The organism is Nocardia sp. NPDC050406, from assembly GCF_044459025.1.
In the GTDB taxonomy this organism is placed as follows: domain Bacteria; phylum Actinomycetota; class Actinomycetes; order Mycobacteriales; family Mycobacteriaceae; genus Nocardia.
This window is the reverse complement of the sequence record NZ_JBITIM010000002.1, coordinates 739,128-761,027: the sequence shown is the minus strand read 5'-3', so window position 1 is coordinate 761,027 and position 21,900 is coordinate 739,128. Positions and strand designations below refer to the sequence as shown.

19 protein-coding genes are annotated in these 21,900 nt (G+C 68.8%); 12 read left to right on the top strand and 7 right to left on the bottom strand.

Annotated elements, in window-relative coordinates:
* Positions 1–6: 6 nt before the first annotated feature.
* The gene (locus ACIBH2_RS16800; RefSeq protein ID WP_397120805.1) at positions 7–930 is read right to left on the bottom strand and encodes a carbohydrate ABC transporter permease; all 924 of its coding nucleotides are present in this window, start codon (positions 928–930) and stop codon (positions 7–9) included.
* A gap of 17 nt (positions 931–947) precedes the next feature.
* The gene (locus ACIBH2_RS16795) at positions 948–2,240 is read right to left on the bottom strand and encodes an ABC transporter substrate-binding protein (RefSeq protein ID WP_397120803.1); all 1,293 of its coding nucleotides are present in this window, start codon (positions 2,238–2,240) and stop codon (positions 948–950) included.
* Positions 2,241–2,581: 341 nt separating this feature from the next.
* On the opposite strand from ACIBH2_RS16795, the gene ACIBH2_RS16790 reads away from it, so the two are divergent.
* From ACIBH2_RS16790 to ACIBH2_RS16775, 4 genes are all read left to right on the top strand, one after another.
* On the top strand, positions 2,582–4,918 hold the full coding sequence (locus ACIBH2_RS16790; RefSeq protein ID WP_397118281.1) for a carbon starvation CstA family protein: 2,337 nt from the start codon (positions 2,582–2,584) through the stop codon (positions 4,916–4,918).
* Between the two features lie 79 nt (positions 4,919–4,997).
* Entirely contained in the window at positions 4,998–5,180 is a 183-nt protein-coding gene (locus ACIBH2_RS16785) for a YbdD/YjiX family protein (RefSeq protein WP_397120801.1), read from the top strand.
* Positions 5,181–5,233: 53 nt separating this feature from the next.
* Complete coding sequence (locus ACIBH2_RS16780) at positions 5,234–6,718, top strand: AlkA N-terminal domain-containing protein (RefSeq protein ID WP_397118279.1); 1,485 nt, start codon at positions 5,234–5,236, stop codon at positions 6,716–6,718.
* Between the two features lie 143 nt (positions 6,719–6,861).
* Positions 6,862–7,347 (top strand): methylated-DNA--[protein]-cysteine S-methyltransferase, encoded by a 486-nt coding sequence (locus tag ACIBH2_RS16775; protein ID WP_397120799.1) that lies wholly within the window; start codon positions 6,862–6,864, stop codon positions 7,345–7,347.
* 34 nt (positions 7,348–7,381) lie between these two features.
* Here ACIBH2_RS16775 and ACIBH2_RS16770 read toward each other — a convergent pair whose 3' ends face one another.
* The gene (locus tag ACIBH2_RS16770; protein WP_397118277.1) at positions 7,382–10,624 is read right to left on the bottom strand and encodes an AAA family ATPase; all 3,243 of its coding nucleotides are present in this window, start codon (positions 10,622–10,624) and stop codon (positions 7,382–7,384) included.
* A gap of 82 nt (positions 10,625–10,706) precedes the next feature.
* Complete coding sequence (locus ACIBH2_RS16765; RefSeq protein ID WP_397118275.1) at positions 10,707–11,924, bottom strand: exonuclease SbcCD subunit D; 1,218 nt, start codon at positions 11,922–11,924, stop codon at positions 10,707–10,709.
* 166 nt (positions 11,925–12,090) lie between these two features.
* On the opposite strand from ACIBH2_RS16765, the gene ACIBH2_RS16760 reads away from it, so the two are divergent.
* Positions 12,091–13,254 (top strand): DNA recombination protein RmuC, encoded by a 1,164-nt coding sequence (locus ACIBH2_RS16760; RefSeq protein ID WP_397118273.1) that lies wholly within the window; start codon positions 12,091–12,093, stop codon positions 13,252–13,254.
* 68 nt (positions 13,255–13,322) lie between these two features.
* A complete protein-coding gene (locus ACIBH2_RS16755) occupies positions 13,323–14,273 on the top strand; it encodes a DUF6542 domain-containing protein (protein WP_397118271.1) in 951 nt (316 codons plus the stop codon).
* 80 nt (positions 14,274–14,353) lie between these two features.
* Here the strand turns inward: ACIBH2_RS16755 and ACIBH2_RS16750 are convergent, their stop codons facing one another.
* Positions 14,354–15,358 (bottom strand): 4-hydroxy-3-methylbut-2-enyl diphosphate reductase, encoded by a 1,005-nt coding sequence (locus ACIBH2_RS16750; protein ID WP_397118269.1) that lies wholly within the window; start codon positions 15,356–15,358, stop codon positions 14,354–14,356.
* Positions 15,359–15,472: 114 nt separating this feature from the next.
* Here ACIBH2_RS16750 and ACIBH2_RS16745 point away from each other — a divergent pair, with 114 nt between their 5' ends.
* The 4 genes from ACIBH2_RS16745 (at position 15,473) to ACIBH2_RS16730 (ending at position 18,268) form a co-directional block, all read left to right on the top strand.
* Positions 15,473–16,201 carry a lipid droplet-associated protein gene (locus ACIBH2_RS16745; RefSeq protein WP_397118267.1) on the top strand — a complete coding sequence of 243 codons (729 nt, stop codon included), beginning with the start codon at positions 15,473–15,475 and terminating at the stop codon, positions 16,199–16,201.
* A gap of 276 nt (positions 16,202–16,477) precedes the next feature.
* Complete coding sequence (gene xseA, locus ACIBH2_RS16740) at positions 16,478–17,713, top strand: exodeoxyribonuclease VII large subunit (RefSeq protein WP_397120797.1); 1,236 nt, start codon at positions 16,478–16,480, stop codon at positions 17,711–17,713.
* Positions 17,700–17,921, top strand: a complete 222-nt coding sequence (locus tag ACIBH2_RS16735; protein WP_397118265.1) for an exodeoxyribonuclease VII small subunit — start codon at positions 17,700–17,702, stop codon at positions 17,919–17,921. The genes xseA and ACIBH2_RS16735 overlap by 14 nt, the downstream gene beginning before the upstream one ends.
* 2 nt (positions 17,922–17,923) lie before the next feature.
* On the top strand, positions 17,924–18,268 hold the full coding sequence (locus tag ACIBH2_RS16730) for a VOC family protein (RefSeq protein WP_397118263.1): 345 nt from the start codon (positions 17,924–17,926) through the stop codon (positions 18,266–18,268).
* 7 nt (positions 18,269–18,275) lie between these two features.
* Here the strand turns inward: ACIBH2_RS16730 and ACIBH2_RS16725 are convergent, their stop codons facing one another.
* Together ACIBH2_RS16725 and ACIBH2_RS16720 are read right to left on the bottom strand one after the other, a co-directional pair.
* The gene (locus ACIBH2_RS16725) at positions 18,276–18,512 is read right to left on the bottom strand and encodes a hypothetical protein (RefSeq protein ID WP_397118261.1); all 237 of its coding nucleotides are present in this window, start codon (positions 18,510–18,512) and stop codon (positions 18,276–18,278) included.
* A gap of 128 nt (positions 18,513–18,640) precedes the next feature.
* Positions 18,641–19,210 carry a DUF4245 domain-containing protein gene (locus ACIBH2_RS16720; protein WP_397118259.1) on the bottom strand — a complete coding sequence of 190 codons (570 nt, stop codon included), beginning with the start codon at positions 19,208–19,210 and terminating at the stop codon, positions 18,641–18,643.
* A 251-nt stretch (positions 19,211–19,461) separates the two neighbouring features.
* Between ACIBH2_RS16720 and glpX the strand changes: the two genes are divergently transcribed.
* Both glpX and ACIBH2_RS16710 read left to right on the top strand, forming a co-directional pair.
* The gene (gene glpX, locus ACIBH2_RS16715; protein WP_397118256.1) at positions 19,462–20,493 is read left to right on the top strand and encodes a class II fructose-bisphosphatase; all 1,032 of its coding nucleotides are present in this window, start codon (positions 19,462–19,464) and stop codon (positions 20,491–20,493) included.
* 21 nt (positions 20,494–20,514) lie between these two features.
* Positions 20,515–21,888, top strand: a complete 1,374-nt coding sequence (locus ACIBH2_RS16710; RefSeq protein ID WP_397118254.1) for a phosphotransferase family protein — start codon at positions 20,515–20,517, stop codon at positions 21,886–21,888.
* Positions 21,889–21,900 lie beyond the last annotated feature (12 nt).

Below are 21,900 nucleotides of genomic sequence, written 5' to 3'. Positions count from 1 at the left end.
GCGATGTCACAGCTCGACCTCCGAGCGACCGGCCAGCCGCAGCTGTATCAGCGTGAGCAGCAAAAGAATCGCGAAGATGATCCAGGCCAGCGCTGCGGCGTAACCGATCTCGTAGAACCGGAAGGCGTTCTGGAACAGCATGATTCCCAGCACGTAGGTGCCGGTCTCGGGCCCGCCGTTACCGCCGGTGAGCGCATAGGCCTGATCGAAGGCCTGGACCGTATTGATAATGGTGATGACGAAGACGAACGACAACGCCCCCCGAATCAGCGGCAGGGTGATCGAGCAGAACCGGCGCACCGGCCCCGCCCCATCGATACGCGCTGCCTCGTAGAGGTTCTCGGGCACACCCTGCATGGCCGCCAACAGAATGACGGTGGCGAAGGGCACGCTCTTCCATACGCTCACCACGCTCAGCGAGACCAGCGCCCAGTCCGGATCGGTGAGCCACGGCACCGCCGAGATCCCCACCCGGCCGAGCACGAGGTTGGCGAGCCCGTCCTCGGTGGCGAAGATGAACCGGAAAACCACGGCCATGGCCACCGTCGAAGCGACCAGCGGCAGAAACGCGATGGTGCGAAAAACGCCGATACCGGCCAGCTTTCGATTGAGCAGGGCGGCGACCACCAGACTGATCACCACCGTCGGGACCAGGGTGAGCACCGTGAACACGGCCGTATTGCGCAGTGCTATATAGAACAACGGATCGTCGCCGAACAGCCGCCGATAGTTGTCGAGCCCGATGAACCGCGGCGGCGAGAACAGATCCCACGAGTGGAAGCTCAGATACAGCGAGTAGCCCAGCGGGAACAGCAGGAATACCGCCACCGCAACCACATTCGGCGCGACGAACAGCGCTCCGGCCCGCGCCCGCCGCCGAGCCAGCGCCGACGTCGACGGCCGCCGCTCCCCCGCCCGAGGCGCGTCCACCCGCTCCAGCACGCCGGTCACGTACTGGCCCTGAGCAATTCGTCGATATCGTCGGCGGTTCGCCCACCGAGCGAATCGGCCCGTGCCCCACCGCGCAACACCCGGTTGCAGCCACGCTCCAACAGCGATTCGACCTTGCCCCACACCGGTGTCACGGCGAGATGGCGCGAATGCGCCGGACCCTCGGTGAACACCGCCAGATTCCGAATGCCGGGATGCGCGGCCGCGAATCCCTCGGAGTGCATGGCGGACTTCAGCACCGGCACGAACAGCCCTGACCGCGCGATGATCTCCTGCCCCTCGGGCCCGGTCGCGAATTTCACGAATTCCCAGGCTTGTTCACGGCGCGGACTGGCCGCGGCGATGGCCAATCCGGTGGTACCCACATCGGTGATCGCAGCTGGCCCACCGTGCGGCCCCACCGGCAGTACCGTGACATCGAAGTCCAGGTCCTCGCGGCCCGCGAATTCCGAGTACAGCCAGTGCCCGCCCAGAAGCATGGCCGCCCGTCCCCGCGCGAAAAGATCGGGGGCCGAGACGGATTGCTGATCGGCCGCGCGCGGTGCCACCCGATGGCGCACCGCCAGATCGGCATAGAACTGCAGGCCCTCCGCGAAACGAGGGTCCCCGATATTGGTACGGGTAGGCGCGACGGGCGGGCTGAACCACTCCGCCCCATTGTTCATCCCGAAGCACGCCGCCGAGTAATACGGCACCCAGGCGTCCACGAACCCCCACTGCCGCACCCGCCCGTCACCGTCGGCCCGCGTCAAAGCCCTGGCGGCGTGCAGGAATTCGGCGAAACTCCACGCCTGCGCCCACCGAGTGGGCGCATGAACCCCGGCCTGCGCGAACAGCTTCCGGTTGTAGTAGAGGAACACCCCCGACCACTGCTCCGGCAGCGCGAACTGCCCGCCCCGCCACCGGAACGTATCCCGCAGCGGCGCATACCCGTCCGCCGCGAGGGCCTCCGCGTAGCCGGGATCGCGATCCAGGAACTCCCGCAGATCCGCCAGCACCCCCCGCTCGGCCAGCCCGGCGTAGAGCAGCTCCCACGCCATCAGCACATCCGGGCACTTCCCACCCGCGCAGTAGGTGAGCATCTGCTGGAGCGGATCCGGGCCGGACATGATGGTGCGGATCTCGATATCGGGTCGCCGCCTGCGGAATTCGTCGATGATGAGCAGCCGGGTGCGCGCCTCCTCGGGCCGCGCCTGAAAGAAGAAGGTGACCGCGTCGTCCGCGCCGCCGCCGCAGCCCGCGAGCAGCGGCAGCCCCAGCGCGGACCGCAGTACGGCGCGCCGAGACACCACCGCACCGGAATCCGCCCCCCGGACCTCCCTGCTCAGCCTCACTCCTACCGTTGGTCGCAGATTTCAGACCGTTCGTCGGACCGAGTGACGCAGGTCCCACTCGGCATGGCAGCATACGGTCGGCTATCAACGCATGCGAGCCTCACACGCGGACTCGCGGCATGCCACGCCCCCGCCGCGCAACTCCGGTCCGGGGGCACAGCGTCCTCCGGGCCACCCTTACCTGGAACGACATGACGGTGAACGACTTGGCCAAGTCGGGGTCACCGCCGTGCCGGATTCGCTACGTTGTTCCTGTTTTCCGTAGACACCGCTGTACCGCACGGGAGAGTTGTCGCATGGCGACCATCGAATACCTCCGGACGGACCCTGCCCTACCTCCGGTAGGCATCGTCGACCGTTCGCCCCTGACGCCCGCCAAGAAGGGCATCTTCCTCGCCATCGCCGTCCTCGGCGCGGTCGCCTGGGCAATTGTCGCGTTCGCGCGCGGCGAGAGTGTCAATGCGGTGTGGATCGTGGTCGCCGCGGTCTCCACCTACATTCTCGCGTATCAGTTCTACGCCCGGCTGATCCAATGGAAGATCACCAAACCGCGCGATGATGTCGCCACTCCGGCCGAGGCCATGGAGAACGGCAAGGACTTCATGCCGATGGACCGGCGGGTGCTGTTCGGGCACCACTTCGCCGCCATCGCGGGCGCGGGACCGCTGGTCGGCCCGGTGCTCGCCGCGCAGATGGGATATCTGCCGGGCACCATCTGGATCATCGTGGGCGTGGTGCTCGCGGGCGCGGTGCAGGACTACCTGGTGCTGTGGGCGTCGTCCAAGCGGCGCGGCCGGTCGCTGGGCCAGATGGCGCGCGACGAGCTGGGGCCGATCGGCGGCGTGGCCGCCATCGTGGGCGTGCTGGTGATCATGATGATCCTGCTGGCCGTGCTCGGCATCGTCGTCGTCAACGCGCTGGCCGCCACCAAGAACCCGACCACGGGCGTCCTCGAGGGCGGCAGCCCGTGGGGCGTGTTCTCCATCGCCATGACCATTCCGATCGCGCTGTTCATGGGCATCTATCTGCGGTTCGTGCGGCCGGGCAAGGTCGGCGAGGTGTCGGTGATCGGCTTCACGCTGCTGATGCTGGCCATCGTCTCCGGCAACTGGGTAGCCGAATCCGGTTGGGGCCGTGACTGGTTCACCCTCTCCGCCGCCACCATCGCGTGGCTGCTGATCCTCTACGGCTTCTTCGCCTCGGTACTGCCGGTGTGGCTGCTGCTCGCACCGCGCGACTACCTGTCCACCTTCATGAAGATCGGCACCATCTTCCTGCTGGCCGCAGGCATTCTGATCACCATGCCGGTGCTGCAGGCTCCGGCCGTGTCGCAGTTCGCCTCCAGCAGCAATGGTCCGGCCTTCGCGGGCAGCCTGTTCCCGTTCCTGTTCATCACCATCGCGTGTGGCGCGCTCTCCGGCTTCCACGCGCTGGTGTCCTCCGGAACCACCCCGAAACTGCTGGAGAAGCAGTCGCAGGCGCGCATGATCGGCTACGGCGGCATGCTCATGGAGTCATTCGTCGCGATCATGGCGATCGTCACCGCGAGCATCATCGACCAACACCTGTACTTCGCCATGAATGCCAGCGGCGCACTGACCGGCAATACCCCGGAGACGGCGGCCAACTATGTGAACGGCCTAGGGCTGCACGGTGATCCGATCACCGCGGCACAGCTGACCCAGGCCGCCGAGGATATCGGCGAGAAGAAGATCGTGTCGCTCACCGGCGGCGCGCCGACGCTGGCCGTCGGCATGTCGGAGGTGCTGCACCAGTTCCTGGGCGGCGCGAGCTGGAAGGCGTTCTGGTACCACTTCGCCATCATGTTCGAGGCGCTGTTCATCCTCACCACCATCGACGCCGGTACCCGAGTGGCGCGCTTCATGGTCTCGGATTCGCTCGGCAATCTGGGTGGACCGTTCTCCCGGTTCAAGGACGCCTCGTGGCGGCCCGGCGCGTGGCTGTGCTCGGCCATCGTGGTCGCGGCGTGGGGTTCGGTGCTGCTCATGGGTGTCACCGATCCGCTGGGCGGCATCTATACCCTCTTCCCGCTGTTCGGCATCGCCAACCAGCTGCTGGCGGCCATCGCGCTGACCGTGGTGACGGTGATCGTGGTGAAGAAGGGCCTGTTGAAGTGGGCCTGGATTCCCGCACTGCCGCTGGCGTGGGATCTGATCGTCACCATGACCGCGTCCTGGCAGAAGATCTTCTCCGCGGACCCCAAGATCGGGTACTGGACCTCGCACAACAACGCGAAGATCAAGCTCGACGCCTTCGAGACCGCCCGCGACAGCGGACAGCTGCCATCCGGCGTGGCGAACGCGGCGGCGTTGGACAAGCAGATCGCCGATCTGGACAAGATCGTCCGCAATACCTTCATCCAGGGCACGCTGTCGATCGTCTTCGCACTGCTGGTGCTGATCGTGGCCGTGGTCGGCGTGGTGGTGTGCGTGCGCGCCATCCGCCGGGGCGGCAGCGAGACCACCGAATCGCCGGAGGAGCCGTCGAAGATCTTCGGCCCGAGCAGCTTCCTCGCCACCAAGGCGGAGAAGGAAGTGCAGAAGGAATGGGACGAGCTCATCGCCTCCGGACAGGTCCGCGCGCCCGGCGCGAAGTCGACCGTGCACGGCTAGCGGAGTACAACGGACTTCGATGAGTGCTTCCACCGTGCCGCCGACCGCGGGCTCGCGCCTGCGGTCGGCGGTTCGCGCCTTGTCGCGCGCCGTACGTGGATTCCTGTGGTGGTTCAATTCGATTCTGGGCGGCAACGACTACCGGCGATATGTGCAGCATCTGCGACTGCACCATCCCGACCAGGAGATTCCCAGCGAGGCAGAGTACTGGCGACAGCGGCACGACGCGGCCGACCGCAATCCCGGCACCCGCTGCTGCTAACCCTGTCTGATTTCCGCTAGCGGAGATCGGCCACGCCTGGAAGTGTGGTTCGCGTGAGTGCAACCGGACTGGATTTCGAACGGTGCTACCGCGCCGTCGCCACACGGGACGCCCGCTTCGACGGGCAGTTCTTCACGGCCGTGCGGACCACCGGAATCTATTGCCGCCCTTCGTGTCCGGCCATCACGCCGAAGCGCACGAATGTCATGTTCCTGCCGACCGCAGCAGCAGCGCAGCAATGTGGATTCCGAGCCTGCCGCCGCTGCCTGCCCGATGCCGCCCCGGGCTCGCCGCTGTGGAATACGCGGGCGGACTTGGCGGCTCGGGCCATGCGGCTGATCGCCGACGGGGTGGTGGAGCGCGGCGGGGTTCCGGCGCTGGCGGATTCGCTCGGCTACTCGCAACGGCAGCTGACCCGCGTGCTGACCTCCGAACTCGGCGCTGGCCCACTGGCTTTGGCGCGCGCGCATCGCGCGCACACCGCGCGGCTGCTGATTCAGACCACGCAGCTGTCGATGTCGGATATCGCGTTCGCCGCCGGTTTCGCCAGCATCCGCCAATTCAACGACACGGTGCGGGAAGTCTTCGCCGTCAGCCCCACGCGATTGCGAGAAGAGGTGCGGCGCAACGGCGATGCCGTGCCCGCCACCAATGGGACGCTGACGCTGCGCCTGCCCTACCGCGAACCCCTCGACAAGCCGTGGCTGGAGTGGTTCATGTCCGCGCACGCCGCGCCGGGGCTGGAGCTGTGGGAGGACGGGTCCTACACCCGTAGCGTGCGCACCCCGCACGGCCACGCCACGGTGCGCATGAGCGTGCAGCCCGGGCATGTGCGCGCCACGCTGTCGCTGCACGATATGCGCGATCTCGCGCCGACCGTGTCGCGGCTGCGGCACCTGCTCGACCTCGACGCCGATCCGATCGGTATCGACGAGGCGCTCGCCGCCGGGCTGCGGGGACCGCTGCCGAGCCCCGGGATTCGCGTACCCGGCTGCCTGGACGGCCCGGAACTGTTGCTGCGCACCATGATCGGGCAGCAGATCTCGGTGGCCGCCGCCAATACCCACACCGCCCGGCTGGTCGCCGCCCTGGGCGAGCCGGTGCCGGGTTCGGGCACATACCTGTTCCCCACCCCCGCCGCCATCGCCGAACGGGGCACCGAGGTGCTGACCGGTCCGGTGCGCCGGACCGCCGCGATCGTGGGCGCGGCCCGCGCGCTGGCCTCCGGCGACCTGGTGCTGCATGCCGGTCGCACCGCCGCCGACGTGCGCCGCGACCTGCTCGCCCTCGACGGCGTCGGCCCGTGGACGGCCGACTACGTCACCATGCGGCTGCTCGCCGACCCCGATATCCTGTTGCACACCGATCTGGTGGTGCGGCGCGGCGGGAACCTGCTCGGGTTGGATCTCACCGATACCGCCCGGTTCACGCCGTGGCGCTCGTATCTGTCCATGCACCTGTGGAAGCACGCCCTCTCCAATCCCGCACCCGCCCCCGACGGCGCGGTCCGCGCCCGGAAAGCGAGAACAGCCCTGTGAGCATCGAAACCACCGCCCGCACCGCCGATTTCGCTACGGGGGAGGCTGTCGGCACCACAGATTTCACCACCGGTGACACGGCTGTCCGCACCGCCGAGTTCGCCGCCGGTGACACGGCTGTCCGCACCGCCGACTTCGCGACCATCGATACCGCCGCCGGGCCGTTCACCACTCTGGTGGACGCTGACGGTGCGGTCCTGGCCTCGGGCTGGACCAGCGACGCCGAGAACCTCCGCCAGCTCGTACACCCGACCCTGCGGCCCACCGAACTGCGCCAACGGGATTCGCTGGGCGTGGTCACGAAAGCCGTTGCGGCATACCATTCCGGTGACCTGACGGCCATCGATCCGGTCCCGGTCCGCCAAGTCTCCGGGCCGTTCCTGGTGCACGCCTGGGAGATTCTGCGCAAGATCCCTGCCGGAAATCCGGTCACCTACACCGAGTACGCCACCGTCGCGGGCCGCCCAGCCGCCACACGCGCAGCCGCCAACGCCTGCGCCCGTAACGCCGCGGCCCTGTTCGTCCCCTGCCACCGCATCATTCGCACCGATGGCACGCTGGGCGGATTCCGTTGGGGCCTGGGCGTGAAGCGCTGGCTGCTGGATCATGAGAGCCGCTCGGAGGCTTAGCCCGTATCGCATCGCGTTCGGACCGACAGGCGACTCAGGCGACAGTGGCCTCCAGATAGGAACCCGAGCGGCCGCGCACGACGTGCAGTCGGCTCGGAATGCGTTGGCGCATTTCGTCGACGTGGCTGACCACCCCCACCACGCGGCCGCCGGAGCGGAGTTCGTCGAGCACGCCCATGACGGCGTCGAGGGTGTCGGCGTCGAGGCTGCCGAAGCCCTCGTCGATGAAGAGCGTGTCCAGCACCAGCCCGCCGGATTCGGCGGCGACGACATCGGCCAGGCCGAGCGCCAAGGACAGTGAGGCCATGAAGGTTTCGCCGCCGGAGAGGGTTTTGGCGGGGCGGATGGCGCCGGTGTAGTCGTCGCGGATGTCGAGGCCGAGGCCACCGCGGCGGCCACGCGGTCCGGCGGCGTCGGAGTGGACGAATTCGTAACGGCCGCCCGACATTCGGCGCAGTCGGACCGAACCCGCGAGCGCGACCTCCTCGAGGCGCGCCGCGAGCACGTAGGAGCGCAGCGACATCTTGCGGTTGTTCGCACCGCGTCCGGCCACCACGTCGGCGAGTGCGGACAGTTCCTCATGGGCCTTCTGCATGGGTGCGATGCGGTCGACGGCGGCCCAGAGCTGGCCGCACAGCCCCTCCAGCTGCTCGACGCGCCGCAGCGCGCCGGAGTGCGCGGCCACCGCCTCGTTGAGTCGCGATTGGGCTTGTGCCACAGCTGCTTCCAGCTCCGTGAGGTCGCCCGGTTCGGCGGTGGCGGCGGCCTGGACCTCGGGTTCGGCGAGGACTGCCGCGGCGGCGGCGCGGGCGCGGTCGGCGGTGACGAGTTCGTCCTCGAGATCGGCCTGCTGCGCCGCGGTGCGGGATGCGGCATCGACTATGCGGGCGTAGTCGGCGAGCACGGCGTAGTCGGGGCCGGTGCCGTCGATGGCCATGACGGGCGGCTGCGCGGTGTCGGTCAAACCCGCTTCGCGGGAGAGGTTTTCGACGCGCAGGGCCGCGGCGGCGACCTGGTCACGGGCGGTCGCGACATCGGCGCGGGCGGAGCGCAGCGCGGTGGCCTCGTCCACCAGGGTGCGCAGGCGGGCGCGGCGTCGCTCCACCGTGCCGTCGGCTCCGGCGGCCGCGCGCAGGCGTTCGGTGAGTTCGGCGAGGCGGCGGTCGGTGGCGACAATGCGCTCGGTATTCGCGCTGCCTCGGTTCTCGCAGTCGCGCAGGTCGTCCTGGAGACGGGTCTCGTCGGCGCGCAGGCGCGCCAGATCGGCGGTGAGCGGCTCGACGCGCGCGGCGAGGGTGCGCGCGGTCTCGAAGCGTTCGGTGGCGGCGTTCAGCGCGGCGGCGAGTTCCGCCTTGTCGGCGTCACCGCCGCGCTCGACCAGCACCTCGACGGCGCGTTCGAGGTCGGCGACCTGCTGCTGGGCGCGCTCGCGGGCCGATTCGGCGATGCGCTCGGCCTGTAGCGCTTTGTCCTCGGCATCCTTCGACACCGTGGCCTCGGAGGTGCGCGCGGGATCGGGATGCTCCACGGAACCGCACACGGTGCAGGGCCGACCGTCCTCGAGGGCGGCCGCCAATTCGGCGGCCATACCCGCCAAGCGCCGCTCTCGCAGCGCCAGAGTGTGTTCGCGCGCGTCCAGATGGTTCTTGCGCGCCGACTCGAACGCCGCGTGCGCCGTGGCGAGTTCGGCCCGGCGAGTGGCCAATTCGAGGGCGGCCGACGCGGCGGCCCGCAACCGATCACACTCGGCCTCGAGGACGGGCAGCCCGGCCGCCGCGTCCCCAGCCTCACGCAACCGCAACTCCACCCGCGCGATCGACTCCGGCAGTTCTTCCCGCAACCGCGCCAACTTCTCCGCGCGCCCAGCCAATTCGGCCTGCTCCCGCCGCAGCCGAGTCATCTCCCCCGCCAGCTTCGTCGCCGACTCCGCATCGGCCCGCACCTCGTCGAGCGCGCCGATATGGGTGGTCCAACGCTGGATCGCATGGTCCAGCCCACTCGTGCGCGTGGCATCCCCGTAACCATGGGTGGCCGCACCGCCCGTGACCGGTCCAGAAGCCGCCCCTGCGGCCGACGCCCCATCGGTCGCGCTCGTTCGGTGCGGCGGCTCCTCCAGCTCGTCCTGGAGGGGCGTAATCCCGGCCAGGTCGTCGGCCAGTTCCGTGCCCGCCAGTTCGGCGGCGGCCAGATCGGCTGCTGCCCAGTAGGTTCCGGGCAGCTCGGCGCTGGCGGGCTCGATCAGGCGGGCGGCGAGTTCCTCGGCGGCGCGGTGGGTGGACTCGTCGCGGCGGCGTAGGGCGACGGCGGCGCTACGGGCCTCGGCGAGGGCGGTGGCCACGGGTTCGGCGCGGCGGGCGCGCTCGAGTTCGGCCTGTACCTCGGCACGGCGGGGAGCCGCGGCGGTGTAGGCGTCCAGCTGGGCGCGGGCGGCGGTGTGGCGACGGTGCAGGTCGTGCAGGCGGCGCTGATCCTCCGCGGCAGTCCTGGCGCGCGTCGAATCCGCTTCGCGGGCTTCGCGTTCCGCGGCGGTGGTGGTCAGGGTCGCGCGGGCGGTGGTGAGGAGATCCTGGGACCATTCGACCGCCTCCAGGGGACCGACGGTTTCGGTGGCATTGAGTCCAGCGGCTCCGCCGATGCGCGCGACCAATCGGTCGATGGCTTGGCGGCGAGTGTCGAGGTCGGCGGCGCTGGCCCGGCGCTTGTCGATGAGCCACTGCTCCGCCGTACCGAAACGTTCGGTGTCGAAGAGCTTTTCGAGGAGTTTCTCGCGATCCTCGTTGTCGGCGCGCAGGAAGCGCGCGAAATCGCCCTGCGGCAGCAGGACGACCTGGAAGAACTGGTCGGCGCTCATACCCAGCAGCCGGACGATCTCCTCGCCGATATCCGGAATGCGCGACAGATTCAGCCCGCGCCCGTCCAGCCACTCCAAGGTGGCGCTGGCCTGCTCGGTGATCCACCCGGTGCCACGCTTCTTGGGCCGCTGGAATTCCGGTGTGCGACAAAGCCGCACCCGCCGCCCACCCAGCGTCGCCTCCAACATCACCTGCGGCGGCGTCTGCTCGTCCGCGTGATCGGAGTGCAGCCGCTTGCTCTCCCCCCGCGCCCCCGGCACCCGCCCGTACAGCGCGAACGCGATGGCATCGAGCACGGTGGTCTTCCCCGCCCCGGTCTGCCCGTGCAGCAGAAACAGCCCATCCGCCCCCAACTCGTCGAAGTCGACCACCGTGGTCGCGGCGAACGGCCCGAACGCGGTCAACTCCAACCGGTGCAGCCTCATTCGGCGACGCCCCTTCGACAATGGACTGCTCCGATGTACCCGCCGGTCGCCGGGCGACGCGATTCGCTGGCGTGAGCGGCGGTCATGCGGTGAGTTCCGTGGTGTCCGGGTTCGCGAACAGCCCTTCCGCGGCGCTCGATTCGCGTTCGGGTTCGCGGACGGCGGCGGCCAATGCTTTTTCCACCCAGTGCATTTCGCTCGCGCTGGGGGTTCCGCGCACATCGGTGAGGAAGGTGTGCGCTATTTCGGTGTCCCGGCGGCCGTGCACGCGCTCACGGTAGCGCAATTCCGGGTTCCCTTCGGGCCGAACCCATTCCACGTGCACGGCGTGCGAGAAACGGGTTCGCAGTTTGCGCAGTGCGTCCACGGGGCGGGCGTGGTCGGTGAGAGTGGCGGCCACATAGTCGTTTTCGGCGGCAGCGAATTCCGGTTCGGTGAGCAGTTCCTCGAGATTCCCGCTGATCTGGCTCAAACCGCGCACCACCGGCAGGTCGACGCGTCGTACCTCGCGAAGCCCGGAGCCGTCCAATTCCACCAGCCACACCGCCTTGCGATGCGACCGCTCGCCGAACGAATACGGCAGCGGCGAACCGGAATACCGCACCGATTCCGACAGCGTCTGCGGTGAATGCAAATGCCCCAGCGCCACATAGTCGATGCCGTCGAAGGCCCGCAGCGGCACCGTCTCCACACCGCCCACGGAAATGGAGCGCTCCGAGCCGGTGGCCTCACCGCCGACCACGAAGGCATGCGCCAACACCACCGACCGCGCCGTGCCACCCGCCGGAACCGCGCGCTGCCGCTGCGCCAGATCGGCGCGAATCAACCCCATGGCCGCGTCCAGAATCTCGGCATGCGAACGCGCTTGCGGCACACCCAATTCGACGCGCGTGATATCCGGCTCCAAGTAGGGAATCCCGTAGAAGGCCACCTCCCCGTGCGCGTCCGCCACCACCACGGGCCGATTCACCTCCGCGATGGTGGTGCGCAAATGCAATCCCCCGGCCGCCGCGAAACTCCCCAGCGCCCCCAATCGCGTCGGCGAATCGTGATTGCCCGACGTGGCCACGATGGTTGCCCCCGCCGCCCGAATCGCCTCGAATCCCCGGTTGCACACCGCGATAGCGTCGGCGCTGGGAATGGACCGGTCGTACACGTCACCGGGTACCACCACCACATCCACCCCCTCCGAATCCACCAGAGCCGCGATGGCGGCGAGCGAACACGCCTGGTCGGCCAGCAGATCGACACCGTGAAAGGTACGGCCGATATGCCAGTCGGAGGTGTGCAGGATTCGCATGACGCAAAACGGTAGGCGATGCGGCCGACAAGTAGCCAGCGGCGGTCCGAATCCGCGCGCGCCCGAATCCCGCAGCCGACGAGAACATGCCGACCAGTTGCTGGAAACTCGCTGCGAATTGCCCGATTCCGCGATTCTGTCGGTGACGTAGTGCACTATCTGCGTCATGACCGCACCGATGCTGTTTGCGCTGCTGTTGGTGTTCCTCGCCGGGCTGGCCGTGGGGTGGCTCGCGCACTCCGCGCGGGCCGGGCAACGCGCCGCCGTCGCCGAGGCGCGGCTCGCCGCGATGAACGACAACGAGCGGTTGCTACGGCAGTCCCTCGGCGCGGCCAGCGAGGATGCGGCGCGGCGGCAGTCCTATGCCATCGGCAATCTGGTGGAACCGCTGCGCGAGGCCGTCGGCACCTTGAACCGCCACATCCAAGAGGTCGAGCACAGCCGTATCAACGCGTATTCGGGTCTGCGCGAACAGGTTGCGGGAATGCAGCGCATGTCGCATCAGCTGTCCACCCAGACGGGTCAATTGGTGGCCGCGCTACGCGCGCCCCAAGTGCGCGGGCGCTGGGGCGAGATTCAACTCGAACGCGTCGTGGAATTGGCGGGTATGACCCGGCACTGCGATTTCGACACGCAGGTGACGCGCCGCGGCGATACCGTCATCCGCCCCGATATGGTGGTGCGCCTCGCGGGCGGCCGCCAGATCGTGGTGGACGCCAAGGTGCCGTGCACCGCCTATCTGGACGCCGCCGCGACGGAGGATCCGCGCGAGCAGAAGCGCCACCTCGCCCTGCACGCCAAACACCTGCGCGCCCACGTCGATCAGCTGGCCGACAAGGAGTACTGGGCGGCCTTCGAACCGTCCCCGGAATTCGTGGTGCTCTTCGTGCCCGGCGACCCCTTCCTCGACGCGGCCCTCACCACCGATTCCGGATTGCTCGAGTACGCCTTCGGACGGAATGTGATCCTCGCGACCCCGACCACCCTGGTCGCACTGCTACGCACGGTGGCGCTGGGCTGGCGGCAGGAGGCGCTCACCCGCGATATGGCGCAGGTGCACCAGCTGGGCCGGGAGCTGTATTCGCGGCTGAGTGTCGCGGGCCGTCATATGGACGATCTCGGCGCGCAACTGGGAAAAACGGTGATGGCGTTCAACAAGGCCGTCGCCTCGGTGGAATCACGAGTCATGGTGACCGCCCGCAAACTCCACGAACTCGATATCGCCGACGCGCCCGTCCCGGAGATCGGGCGGGTGGACAGTTGGCCGCGCGCGGTCGGTTTCAGCGAGGCCGCGGACGGTTATGCCGACAGTATCGACCAGCGCGGGTAAGGGCTGCTCGGCAAGCCGCTTGATGTCGCCTCCCTCGCGGAATAGCGACATGCCTTAGTGTGCTTGACGTGGCAGTTACCCCAAGCGAGCGACCCGAGGTGCCTGCGTCGCACCGTTCGATTCTGCCGACGGTGCCGGGCGTCCCCGCCGGTGCGGCGGTATTGATCGCGGTCACGTGCACCTTTCTCGGGTTCTTCATCGATGCTCGTGGTGGGTCGGAGCTGACCCGCACCTTCTCGACGCTGTATGTGCTGGGCTGTGTGATCGCGGTGCTGGTGGTGCGCTACCGGGGGCTGTTCAGCGTCATGGTGCTGCCGCCGCTGCTGCTGTTCTTCTCCGTGCCGCTGGCGTATCAGCAGTTTCTGGGCAGCTCGGGCAGCCTGAAGCTGAAGGACATCCTGCTGAATTTGGCCATTCCACTGGTCAATCGGTTCCCCACCATGGCGCTCGCCACCGTCCTGGTCCTGGCCATCGGCGCGGTCCGCATCTACCTGCACCGCCAGGAGGCCGCCGCGGGCGGTGATCGTCCCCGCACCCCGCGCGCCCGCACCCGCCCCGCCAATGCCGCCCGTAGCCGCCGGACCCGTTCCGCCGACTCGACGGAACCGGCCAGAAAACGCTTCCGCGCCGCGCCCGACGACAGCGCCGAATTCGACGACAGCGCCGCCGAGGCCGCCCCGCGCGGGCGTCGCCCCAGCGGCCGGGTCGCCGAGCGCCCGCCCCGCGTCGGCGGTCCCGGCGACCGCAAGCGTCCGCCGTCGGACCGCAAACCTCCCATGGGCGAACGCAAGTCGGCCGCGGACCGCAAGTCCTCCGCCAAAGCCCCCGCCGCGGAACGCAAGACGCCTCCGGCCGATCGCACCCCGCCGCCGCCCAACGCCCGCAAGCCGCGCCCGGACCGCAAACTCCCGTCCGACCAACCCCAGCCCCGTCGCCGCGGCGGCAGCGGCGACCTCCCGCCGCATCCCCGCCCGAATGTCCGCTACCGCGACCGCGATTCGGGCCGCATCGAGCGCTGAGCCGCCCGCCGGAACAACCGCACGAACACCAGCGCCCCCATGCTGTTTCGCATGGGGGCGCTGGCGTGTGGTCAGGAATCTCAGGCGCGGGCGGTGCGCAGCTCACGCGGCAGCGCGAACACCAGCGTCTCATTGGCCGTGGTCACCGGCTGCACATCGCCGAAGCCGTGCTCAGCCAGCAGCTCCAGCACGCCCTCCACCAGAATCTCCGGCACCGACGCACCCGAGGTGACGCCGATCGTGCGCACGCCCTCCAGCCAGGCCAGATCCAGTTCGCGGGCGTAGTCGACCAGGTACGCGGCGCGCGCGCCCGCGCTCAGGGCCACCTCGACCAGGCGCACCGAGTTGGAGGAGTTGCGCGAGCCGACCACGATCACCAGATCGCATTCGGGGGCCATGGCCTTGACCGCGGTCTGGCGGTTCGAGGTGGCGTAGCAGATGTCGTCGCTGGGCGGATCCTGCAGATTCGGGAAGCGCTCGCGCAGCCGCTGCACCGTCTCCATGGTCTCGTCCACGCTCAGCGTGGTCTGCGACAGCCAGATGACCTTGTTCTCGTCGCGCACGGTCACGTTGTCGACGGAGTCCGGGCCGTCCACGAGCTGCACGTGGTCGGGGGCCTCACCGGCGGTGCCCTCGACCTCCTCGTGGCCCTCGTGGCCGATAAGCAGTATGTCGAAATCGTCGCGGGCGAAGCGCTTGGCCTCCTGGTGCACCTTGGTCACCAGCGGGCAGGTGGCGTCGATGGTGTGCAGGCTGCGCGCGGCGGCCGACTCGTGCACCATCGGCGAGACGCCGTGCGCGGAGAAGACCACGACCGAGCCGGGCGGCACCTCGTCGGTCTCGTCCACGAAGATCACCCCGCGCTCCCGTAGCGTCTCCACCACGTGCCGGTTGTGCACGATTTCCTTGCGGACGTAGAGAGGCGCGCCGTGCTTCTCGAGGGCCTTCTCCACCGTCTCCACCGCGCGGTCCACACCGGCGCAATAGCCACGGGGTTCGGCGAGCAGAACGCGCTTCGGCGAATCGGCATCACCCGATACGGCCGACCGGGTGATTCCGACGTTCAAGGGGATAGCCGAGGACATGCCCCACAGAATACGTGTGCGCGATGAATGGCATGGGGTCGGAGCCGGAGCCGAGAATCACTTTCGGCGAATTCCAGCCTTTGCATCACACGGCGTTTCGGGCAGGCTAGGACCATGTTTCGACCACCCTTCCTGGCCCGGGTAGCCGCCGGGGCCGCCGTTTACGCCCTCGAGGAAACCCGTCGGCTACCGACGACCGCGGTGAACCTCCCGATTACGGCCGTCAGCCAGATGCTGCAGAACTTCATGCACCTGCAGCAGTTCGTGACCAGCCTCGCTCTCAAGGGCGACGAGGTTTTCGACCGTTTGACCAACCGCCCAGAAGAGCAGCCGGAGTGGGCCACCTTCGATGAAGACGTGAGCGACGAGCAAATCTTCGGCAGCGCGTCGGAATCGGTACGAAAGAGCCGTTTCGACCTGTATAGCCCCGAGGATTCCGTCGCGCCGGAGCCGGAGCCGATCGCGGTTCCCGCACCGGAAGCCGATGTGATTTCCGACGCGGCCGGGGAGCCGGAAGCGATCGAGCAGCCGGAGCAGGCGGTGGCCGAGGAGCAGGAGGCCCCGGCCGCCGACCCGCAGCCCGTCGCCGAATCCGCAGCCCCCGCAACCGCTTCCGTGGCGTCCACCAATGGCCACAACGGCAGTGCCGCCGCGGTCGTGGAGCCGGAGGTCGCCTCGCGCTACGACTACCTGAACATGACCCTGGCCCAGCTGCGCGCCCGGCTACGCATGCTCAGCGTCGACGAACTGGCCCAGCTGCTGGACTACGAGCAGCAGACGCAGGCGCGTGCCCCCTTCGTCACCATGCTGACGAACCGCATCGCGACCGTGCAGGCCAAGTAAGACCCCGCGCAGCGCCGGTCGCCCGGATTCGATCCGGCGACCGGCGCTGCGCCGTTTCGGGGAATCCAACTCTCGGAACTCTCAGGGGCTTCGCCCCCGAACCCCCATCACGATGAGGGGCCGCACCCATGCCACGCGGACGACCTGGGTGATCGTGGTGTTTCGGCGGGTGGTGCCGAGTGTGTCGGTAGCGACCACGACAATGGGGCGGTGACCGACACTGGTGCGGTGAATGCCGCGAAGTCAGAGCGAGCCGCGAGTTCTCCGGAGAACCCGATGCCGGTGCGCACCATCGCGGTCAAGGTCGCGCAGTGGATCGACCGGTTGGGCGCGGTGTGGGTGGAGGGGCAGATCACGCAGATCAATCTGCGCCCGGGCACCCGGACGGCGTTTCTGGTGTTGCGCGATCCGGCCGCGGATATGTCGCTGTCGGTGACGTGCGATCCGGCGCTGCTGCGGAATTCGCCGGTGCCGCTGCAAGAGGGCAGTCGGGTGATCGTCTACGGCAAGCTCTCCTTCTTCACCGGGCGCGGGACCATCTCGTTGCGGGTCACCGAGATTCGGCCCGTGGGCATCGGCGAACTGCTGGCGCGCATCGAGCGGTTGAAGGCGCTGCTGGCGGCGGAGGGACTGTTCGACGATCGGCTCAAGCGGCCTATTCCGTTTCTGCCCAGGCGGATCGGGCTCATCACCGGCCGCGCGTCGGCGGCCGAGCACGATGTGGTGACGGTGGCGACGCAGCGCTGGCCCGCGGTGCGGTTCGAGATTCGCAATACCGCCGTACAGGGGCCGACCGCCGTACCGCAAATCCTCGAGGCCATCGCCACGCTGGACGCGCATCCCGAAGTGGATGTGATCGTGCTGGCGCGCGGCGGCGGCAGTGTCGAGGATCTGCTGCCGTTCTCCGATGAGACCCTGTGCCGGGCAATCGTTTCCGCCAAGACGCCGATCGTCAGCGCCATCGGGCACGAGCCGGACAATCCGATCAGCGACTACGTGGCGGATCTGCGCGCGGCGACCCCGACCGACGCCGCCAAACGCATGGTCCCCGACGCCGCGGCGGAAATGGCGCTGCTGCGCGAACAGCGCGAGCGGGCCGCGGCGGCGTTGCGCGGATGGGTGAATCGCGAATCCCGTGCCCTGGAACAGCTCCGCTCCCGCCCCGTACTGGCCGAGCCGTTGCGCATGCTCGACCAGAAGCACGACGAGGTGGAGCGGCTGCGCACCGCCGCCCGCCGTGCCGTCGAGCATGTGCTGCACGGCGAATCCACCACCACCCGGCATCTGCGCGAAAAGCTCACCGCCGTCGGCCCCGCCGCCACCTTGGCGCGCGGTTACGCTGTGGTGCAACGGGTTTCGGGCAACGAACGACACGTCATTCGCTCCATCGACGATTCCCCCGCCGGAAGTCAGCTGCGTATCCGCGTGGCCGACGGCGCGATCTCCGCCGCCGCCCTGGGCGCCCAGCCCCTCGGCCCCCGTACTCGAAAGGACACCGATGACCGAGGCTGAAATCACCGAAATCGCCGGATTCGGCTATGAACGCGCCCGCGACGAATTGGTGAATGTCGTGAAAATGCTCGAACAGGGCGGAATGGACCTGGACGAGTCGCTGGCGCTCTGGGAGCGCGGCGAGGCGCTGGCGACCCGCTGCGAGGAGCATCTCGCCGGTGCGCGCCAGCGGGTCGAGGACGCGCTGGCCAAGCGCGACGAGGAGTGAGCATGACGATCCGCCGCGTCGTCCCCGATCTGCGCACCGACGATATGGCCCGCAGCCGGGCGTTCTACCGCGAACTCGGGTTCGAGGAGGTGATGGACCTCGGCTGGGTGGTGACGCTGGCCAGCCCCTCGAACCCGACGGCGCAGGTGCTGCTGTTCGCGCCGAACGACGAGGAGCCGCATCCGGATATGAGCGTCGAGGTCGACGATGTCGACGCCGCGCACGCCGCCATGGTCGCGGCCGGAGCCGAGATCGTCTACGCGCTGCGCGACGAACCCTGGGGTGTGCGCCGCTTCTTCGTCCGCGACCCGAACGGCAAGATCGTCAACGTCGTCAGCCACCGCTGAGGAACGCTCAGGACAGCCCACCGCACTTCGGACCCCCGGAGCTGTCCACGGAGCCGATCTTCAACATGTGAATCACCGCGCAGAACGCATTCAACAGCCCATTGGCCGACCCGGCATCGACAGCCGACCCGGTCGAAGGCGAAGCGACCGGCGCGGGTTCGAGAGCGACCGGTTCCGCTGCGGCGATCCCCGCCGGGGCAGCCAACGCGGCGGTAACGGCAAGTGCGGCAATGACTTTCCTCATCCGGCGAGTCTCCCCGACAACCTCCCTCGAAACACGCCCCCAGTCTCCGGGGCGCGGAAGGGCACCAAGATCACCAGGTACTCATGGCGGCATCGTGCGAGAAGCCCCCGCCACCAGTACCTGGTCGGTCAGGTGCGCGGGAGGGGTTGGGCTTGGCCTATGGCGGAGGCGAGGGTGTTGTAGGCGGCGGGGGTGCCTGCGCCTTTGATGAGGACGCGGACGTCGCCGAAGTCGGTGATCCAGGCGGTTTCGGTGCCGGGTTCGGAGTAGACGACCCATTTGCGGTCGCCGACCTGTTCGGTGCCGGTGGCGTAGCGGGTGCCGACCACGTTCTTGGCGAGCGCGTCCTCGGCCGCGTTGGACTGAGTGAGCTGCATGTACGTACCCTGCGGCGTGATGTACCCGACGGTGCTCACCGGACCGCCCCCGGCGCCGACAATCGTGTCGTGATTGCCGGAATTGGGCGTCCATCCCTCCGGCAGCGCGGGCCTGCGAATCGGGAACGGCAGCGTCCGCGCGTCATCGGCCAACGCGGCCTTCACATCGAAGTTCGGAATCTGCCCAGGCGTCGGCCCCTTCGCGGAGAACGAGCACTGACTGGCGATACCGGCGATGACCAAACAGATCAGCACCAACGGGAGCAAGGACCAGAACAGATCCTTGTAGTCGTTCATGATCCGCGGCTTTTGGTACGACACGCCCCCAGTATCCACGCCCACCCCCTGCGACCCGGCACACAGGGCAGCTCAGCGATCGACCGACCCAGCGCAGAACTCCGCCCCACCCCCGAGGCCGACCCCTCCATTCGGGGGTCCGGGGGCGTCAGCCCCTGAGAGTTCCGAGAGTTGGATTGCTCACCTTACGGAATTGGAACGCCAGTGCCTGAAGGTCGGGCCTGGCCTCAATGCGACAATTCACGCAGCAGTAGACAACCAAGGAGGCACCTGTCATGACCGCATCCAGCCGCCGCGAGGCTCCGGACCGCAACCTTGCCCTGGAGTTGGTCCGGGTCACCGAGGCCGGTGCCATGGCAGCCGGGCGCTGGGTGGGCCGCGGCGACAAAGAGGGCGGCGACGGTGCGGCCGTGGACGCGATGCGCCAGCTGGTGGCGACCGTCTCGATGCGCGGCATCGTCGTGATCGGCGAGGGCGAGAAGGACGAAGCGCCCATGCTCTACAACGGTGAGCTGGTCGGCGACGGCACCGGCGCCGAGCTGGATTTCGCGGTCGACCCGATCGACGGCACCACGCTCATGTCCAAGGGTTCGGCGGGCGCGATCTCCGTGCTGGCGGTTGCCGAGCGCGGGGCCATGTTCGACCCCTCCGCCGTGTTCTACATGGAGAAGATCGCCGTCGGCCCGGACGCCGCCGACGTGATCGACCTGGCCGCCCCGATCGCGGAGAACCTACGCCGCGTCGCCAAGGCCAAGGGCTCCTCGGTCTCCGACCTGACCGTCTGCATTCTGGACCGCCCGCGCCACGCCCAGCACATGCAGGAGGTCCGCGACGCGGGCGCGCGCATCCGCCTCATCTCCGACGGTGACGTGGCCGGTGCCATCGCCACCGCCCGCCCCGACTCCGGCGTCGACATGCTGATCGGCATCGGTGGCACCCCCGAGGGCATCATCGCCGCGGCCGCCATGCGCTGTATGGGCGGCGCGCTGCAGGCCAAGCTGGCTCCGAAGGACGATGCCGAGCGCGAGAAGGCCCTCGCCGCCGGACACGACCTGGACCGCATTCTCGGCACCGAGGACCTGGTCTCCGGCCAGGACGTCTTCTTCTGCGCCACCGGCGTCACCGACGGCGATCTGCTGCGCGGCGTGCGCTACTACGGCGGCGGCGCGTCCACCCAGTCCATCGTCATGCGCGCCAAGTCCGGCACCGTGCGCATGATCGACGCCTACCACCGCCTGTCGAAGCTGCGCGAGTACGCCTCGGTCGATTTCGTCGGTGACGACGACGCCGCCCCGCCCATGCCCTGATCCTCGGCATATGATCCGCGAATGTCGTTGCCCCCCAGCCCCTCCGAGGCGCTGACCACCCTGGCCGACATCGCGCACCGCCTCGGCGCGGTCGGACAGCCCCACCTGCTGTCCGACCGCGCCGACGCCGTTGTGGGGCGCATCGGCGACCTGGTGCTGAAGGCCCACCCCGTCGACACCGACACCGCGGCCCTACGCACCCGCCTCCATCTCGCGGCCAACCCCCTCCTACACCGAATCCTGCTGCCGCCCACCCCAGTCGACGGCGACCTCCTGACCATCCGAGCCGCCCGCGTCTACACCGCGTGGCCGTACGGCGAACCGGTCGACCCAGACGATCCGGACGCCGCCCCCTGGGCAGCGGCCGCGACATTGCTTGCACGGCTGCACAATTGCCCGTGGCAACCACTCGTCAGCGCGAACGAATCCGTGGTCAGCGCCAGCGACCGCGGAGTCACCGGCGAACCCGGGCCCAGCGCCAGCCCTCCCACGGCCAGGCCGAGCGGATCCGAAAGCAGCGGCAGTGATTTCAGGGCCAGCGAGTCCGCAGCCAGCGCGAGCGACCTCAGGCCCAGCGCCGGTGAGTCCACGGCCTGCGCGAACGAGTCTCGACCCAGCGCGAGTGGATCCGGGGCGAGCGCGCAGGTGGTCGACAAGGCTGCCGGATACGCGACTGTTCCAGCTGTCCATGGCGGGGTACCCGCGTCCGGTGCCGTGGACCGAATACGACGCGCTTTGCGCCGCCTCCGCGCGGCCGGTGGTGTAGCGAATCCCGCTGCGGCCGAGGTGGTGTGGCGCGCCTTCGGCGGATTGCCAGCGTTGGATCACGGCGACACTCCTGCCTCTACTCCTGCCTCTGCGGCGGCGTCGCGGCACCTTGTATCCGACGCCGACGCGGGGGAAAGCGCTGCGCCAGTGAGGCGACAAACCTTGATACACGGCGACTTTCATCTCGGACAACTGGTCCGGCTACGGGGTGACACCCTCCCGCCACGAGCCGATGCCACACATCCGGCGAGCGCTGCCCCACCTCCACTCCCTACCGGGGCGACGCCGCTCGATGATCATGAATCCCGCTGGCGGCTGGTGGATGTCGACGATATGGGCATCGGCGATCCGGTGTGGGATCTGGCGCGGCCCGCAGGGTTCTTCGCGGCTGGGATTCTCGACCCCGCCGCTTGGGAACGGTTCCTGGGTGCGTATATCGCGGCAGGTGGCCCGGCTATCGCGCCGCACACGGATGTCTGGGCGGCACTTGATATTCCGGCCCGAGCGCTGGTCGTCCAGTCCGCCGCCATCGCCGTGGCGAAGTCCGGCGAAGAGGGGCGGGAGCTGGATGAACTCGAGGTGGCCTTGATTGACGCCTGCCGCCGAATGCCCGCTGCCGTATGGTGAATGACGCATACG

Excerpts from the sequence above, each read along its gene's own strand:
- ACIBH2_RS16790 (WP_397118281.1), top strand. The coding sequence starts at position 2,582 with ATGGCGACCATCGAATACCTCCGGACGGACCCTGCCCTACCTCCGGTA.
- ACIBH2_RS16770 (WP_397118277.1), bottom strand. The coding sequence starts at position 10,624 with ATGAGGCTGCACCGGTTGGAGTTGACCGCGTTCGGGCCGTTCGCCGCG.
- ACIBH2_RS16765 (WP_397118275.1), bottom strand. The coding sequence starts at position 11,924 with ATGCGAATCCTGCACACCTCCGACTGGCATATCGGCCGTACCTTTCAC.
- ACIBH2_RS16760 (WP_397118273.1), top strand. The coding sequence starts at position 12,091 with ATGACCGCACCGATGCTGTTTGCGCTGCTGTTGGTGTTCCTCGCCGGG.
- ACIBH2_RS16750 (WP_397118269.1), bottom strand. The coding sequence starts at position 15,358 with ATGTCCTCGGCTATCCCCTTGAACGTCGGAATCACCCGGTCGGCCGTA.
- ACIBH2_RS16745 (WP_397118267.1), top strand. The coding sequence starts at position 15,473 with ATGTTTCGACCACCCTTCCTGGCCCGGGTAGCCGCCGGGGCCGCCGTT.
- xseA (WP_397120797.1), top strand. The coding sequence starts at position 16,478 with ATGCCGGTGCGCACCATCGCGGTCAAGGTCGCGCAGTGGATCGACCGG.
- ACIBH2_RS16735 (WP_397118265.1), top strand. The coding sequence starts at position 17,700 with ATGACCGAGGCTGAAATCACCGAAATCGCCGGATTCGGCTATGAACGC.
- ACIBH2_RS16730 (WP_397118263.1), top strand. The coding sequence starts at position 17,924 with ATGACGATCCGCCGCGTCGTCCCCGATCTGCGCACCGACGATATGGCC.
- ACIBH2_RS16725 (WP_397118261.1), bottom strand. The coding sequence starts at position 18,512 with ATGAGGAAAGTCATTGCCGCACTTGCCGTTACCGCCGCGTTGGCTGCC.
- glpX (WP_397118256.1), top strand. The coding sequence starts at position 19,462 with ATGACCGCATCCAGCCGCCGCGAGGCTCCGGACCGCAACCTTGCCCTG.
- ACIBH2_RS16710 (WP_397118254.1), top strand. The coding sequence starts at position 20,515 with ATGTCGTTGCCCCCCAGCCCCTCCGAGGCGCTGACCACCCTGGCCGAC.